Genomic DNA, 4,047 nt, shown 5'->3' with positions numbered 1-4,047 from the left:
CCGCAGGCTCCGGCAACGGCTCGGAGATCCAGATCTACAGCTGCAACGGCCAGGCCAACCAGCAGTGGAACCTCAACGCCAACGGCACCATCACCGGCGTGCAGTCGGGCCGGTGTCTGGACGTGTGGAGCACCGCCAACGGCGCCCGGGTCCAGCTATACGACTGCAGCGGCCAGGCCAACCAGCGGTTCAGCCTCGTTTCGCAGTGAACCGGCGGCACGGCCGCGTGGGCATGGCAGTCGTGTGCTGACGCGAGCGGCCGGGGGCGTGAGTCGCCCCCGGCCGCTCATGTGCGTCAGTCTGACGCACATCGATAGATTGACATGTGACGTATGACGACGTTACGGTTAGTCCGCCGCGGCGCCGGGAGCCCGGGCGTCGCGGCCCTTCAGCCGATCACCGGCTTACCCCCCGCAGGTCCGCCGTCCCGGCTAGCGCCGGGTCCAGCGCTGATTCGCCGCGCCGGTGCACGTCCACAGGATCACCAGCGTGCCGTTCGCGGTGGCGGCGCCGTTGACGTCGACGCACAGCCCCGACTGGCGGTTGCTGATCGTGCCGTCGGTGTTGAGGTTCCACTGCTGGTTGGCGCCCCCGTTGCAAGCCCAGAGCTGTGCCTTGGCCCCTGCCGTGGCGTTCAGCGGCGCGTCGAGGCACTTGCCCAGCGCCTGCAGCGTCGCCCCGCTGACGGTCCACTGCTGGTTGGCCTGGCCGTTGCAGTCCCAGATCACCGGCTGGGTGCCGTTGGCCGTGTTGCTCTGCGGGACGTCCAGGCAGCGCCCGGAGGCCGCGCTCACCAGCGTGGTCGTCGTGGCCGGGGGCGGCGTGGTGGTGCCGCCGCCGCTGACCCGGTACACCACCGTGCCGTGTGCGGGGACGCTCGCGCTGATCGTGCCGCTGGTGGTGCTGGTGGCGTTCGTCCACGCGTCGAGCAGGGTGAACGAGCTGCCGGACTTCCCGATCGCGGCGGCGGTGGTGGAGACCGTGGTGGTGGCGGAACCCTGGTTGAACAGGGCGACCGCGACGTCGCCGTTGGCCAGGCGCTTGGCGAGCACGCGGCGGGTGCCGTCGTTGGCGACCTGGGTCGCCTGCAGCCCGAGGGTGTCCTGGTTGATGGCGATCAGGTTGGCGTTCTTCAGGATGGTCTGGGTGGCCGAGGACATGGAGCGCAGGTCGTTGCCGGCGATGAGCGGCGACGCCATGACCGCCCACAGGGCGAAGTGGCTGCGCATCTCGGTGTCGGTCATGCCGCCGCGGCCGACCTCCATCATGTCGGGGTCGTTGAAACCGCCGGGCCGGGCGTACGAGGCCAGGGGCACGGTGACGTCGACGATGTTCTGGATGCCCATCGGGTAGCCGTTGGTCTGGCCGGTGTTCCAGGCGTTGGTGATGTCCTCGGTGGTGCGCCACATGTTGGCGACGTCGCCCCAGTTGCGCAGGGGGCCGGTCTTGGCGTGGATGCTGTTGGGGTTGATGCTGTAGAGGATCGGCCGGCCGGTCGCGGCGAGCGCGTCGCGCATCTTGGCGAAGGTCGCCACCTGCTGGTCGATGGTGCCGTTGGGCGAGCACCAGTCGTACTTGAGGAAGTCGACGCCCCAGGCCGCGAACTGCCGCGCGTCCTGGGCCTCGTGCCCCTGGCTGCCGGTGGCGCCGGGGTAGGAGCCGAAGTACTGGGCGCAGGTCTTGTCGACCGGGACCTGGTAGAGGCCGAACTTGAGCCCGCGGGCGTGCAGGTAGTCGCCGAGGGCCTTCATCCCGCTGGGGAAGCGGGTCGGATCGCCCTGCAGGTTGCCGGCCGAGTCCCGGTTGGGGTTGAACCAGCAGTCGTCGACCACGACGTACTGGTAGCCCAGGTCGCGCATGCCGCTGCTGACCATGGCGTCGGCGTGCTGGCGGATGAGGGCTTCGCTGATGTTGCAGCCGAACGTGTTCCAGGAGTTCCAGCCCATCGGCGGCGTGCGGCCGACGCCGTTGTCCAGGGCCTGTGCGGCGGTGCCGGGCAGGCTGACGGCTGCTGCGGCCATGAGCAGGCCGGCGGCGATCGCCGCCAGCCAGTGGCGGGGCCGGTGACGCGGATTCATGTTGTCTCCTCGGGTTCGCACGGTGGGTGCGCTTTGACGTGGTGGGAATACGGCATGCCGGGCAGCCGGTGCGGAGCGATGACTCCGCACCGGCTGCCCTCGCCTGGGCGACGGTGCCTAACTGCGTGGATGCCGGTGTGCTGCCGGAACGGGCTCGGTCATGGCGTGGTGATGTCGAACTTGCGCACGGTCACCGCGCCGCCGAGGGCCTGGGTGGCGTAGTTGAACATCGCGTACCGGTAGCCCATGAAGAACTGCCAGGCGTTGTTCAGCGTGAACGCCGAGCCCAGCGAGGTGAAGTTGGTGCCGTCGGTGCTGTAGGAGAAACGGGCCTGGCGTCCGCTGCCGGGGCGGATGTCGGCGTTGACGCGCAGCCAGATCCGCCCCCCGGACACCGCCGCGGAGGCGTTCTCCGTGCCCGTGCCGGTGGTGTTCCAGCTGCCGTCCATGGTCAGCCCGTTGGTCATGACCACCCGTGTGGTGCCGTTGTCCCGTTTGACGCCGATCCATGCCGAGGAATCTCGCAGCATGGCCAGACCGGCCCGGTCGCCGTCGCGCATGGTCGAGTAGTCCAGCTCGATGGTGGCGGTCGAGGTCGGTCCCTGGATGCGGTGGGTCAGTGTGTTGCGGGCGTTGTAGAGGTCGTTGGTGACGGTCGCGGTCTGCAGGCGCAGGCCGCTGCCGACCGACCAGCGGGTGTTGTCCGGGTTGTGGTTCCACTCGTACTGCGGGCCCAGCGTGCTCGCGGTGAAGGTGTCGCTGCCGATCATCGGCTTGACCTGGCGCGGCGGCGCGGGCAGATTCGGCTTGGGGTACGTGCCGCCCCAGGCCCCGTTGACGAGCTGCAGCTGCGGCCAGCCGTCGGCGGTCCAGGTGACCGGCGCGAGCACGGGGATGCGCCCGCCGGGGTAGGAGTCGACGAAGGCCATGTAGTACCAGGCGCCGTTCTGGGTCTGGACGAGGCCGCCCTGGTGGGGGACGCCGCCGCCGGAGACCGGGCCGGGCAGGTTGAGCAGGAGCTGCTGCATCGTGTACGGCCCGAACGGGCTGGACGACTTCAGGATGTACTGCCCGTTGGCGGGGCGGGTGAGGAAGATGTAGTAGCTGCCGTTGCGCTTGTAGAAGCGGGCGCCCTCCAGGGTGCCGACGCTCGACGGGGTGGTGAACACCTGCTGCGTGCGGACCTGGCTGAGCCCGTCGGCGGACAGCTCGGCGACGCTGATGTTGCTGTTGCCGTAGGCGACGTACATCTTGTCGTTGTCGTCGACGAGCAGGCCGGCGTCGTAGTAGCAGTTGTTGATGGTGGACCGCTTGCTCCACGGCCCTTCGACGGTGCTGGCGGTGTACACGTAGGTCTTGTTGAACTCCATGCACCCCATCCAGTAGAAGGTGCTGTTGGAGGGGCGGTAGTTCAGTGTCGAGGCCCAGATGCCCTTGACGTAGGCGCGCCCGCCGCTGAGGTTGTACGCGCTGGAGTGGTCGAGCACCGGCACCGAGTGCCCGGCGAACTCCCAGTTGACCAGGTCGTAGGAGCGCAGGATGGGTGCGCCGGGGGAGTAGTGCATGGTCGACGCGGAGTAGTAGTAGGCGTCGCCGACGCGGATGATGTCGATGTCGGCGAAGTCCTGCCACAGCACCGGGTTGGCGTAGGTGCCGGTGGGCGGCGGTGGCGACGACGACGCGCTCGGCGTCGGGTTGCTGCCCACGCGGACGAGCTGCCACTGCTGGTTGTTGCCGCCCCAGTCGTCGTACTGGACGATGTTGGCCCCGTCGGCCGTCGAGGCGCCCTGCACTTCGAGCGCCTTGCTGCTGTTGCGGTTGATGAACCGGACGTAGCCGTCGGTGGAGTCGGCCAGCCGCCACTGCTGGTTGGTGCCGTTGCCGTCGGTCCACTGCACGACGGACGCGCCGTTGGCGGTGGAGAAGTTGTAGACGTCGAGGACCTTGCCGGAGTGGCGGGATTTGATCC

3 protein-coding genes are annotated in these 4,047 nt (G+C 68.9%); 1 reads left to right on the top strand and 2 read right to left on the bottom strand.

Features of this window, described 5'->3' with window-relative positions:
* On the top strand, positions 1-209 hold a 209-nt coding region (locus tag Cba03nite_RS39290), incomplete at its 5' end, for an RICIN domain-containing protein (protein WP_203757649.1).
* Between the two features lie 222 nt (positions 210-431).
* Here the strand turns inward: Cba03nite_RS39290 and Cba03nite_RS39285 are convergent.
* Together Cba03nite_RS39285 and Cba03nite_RS39280 are read right to left on the bottom strand one after the other, a co-directional pair.
* Complete coding sequence (locus Cba03nite_RS39285; protein ID WP_239126355.1) at positions 432-2,021, bottom strand: glycoside hydrolase family 27 protein; 1,590 nt, start codon at positions 2,019-2,021, stop codon at positions 432-434.
* Between the two features lie 215 nt (positions 2,022-2,236).
* On the bottom strand, positions 2,237-4,047 hold a 1,811-nt coding region (locus Cba03nite_RS39280), incomplete at its 5' end, for a family 43 glycosylhydrolase (protein ID WP_203757645.1).

It is taken from the genome of Catellatospora bangladeshensis (assembly GCF_016862575.1).
GTDB classification, from domain to species: Bacteria; Actinomycetota; Actinomycetes; order Mycobacteriales; family Micromonosporaceae; genus Catellatospora; species Catellatospora bangladeshensis.
This window is presented reverse-complemented; position numbering and strand designations above follow the sequence as displayed.

Coding starts and splice junctions, on each gene's coding strand:
- Cba03nite_RS39285 (WP_239126355.1), bottom strand. CDS start 2,021: ATGGCCGCAGCAGCCGTCAGCCTGCCCGGCACCGCCGCACAGGCCCTG.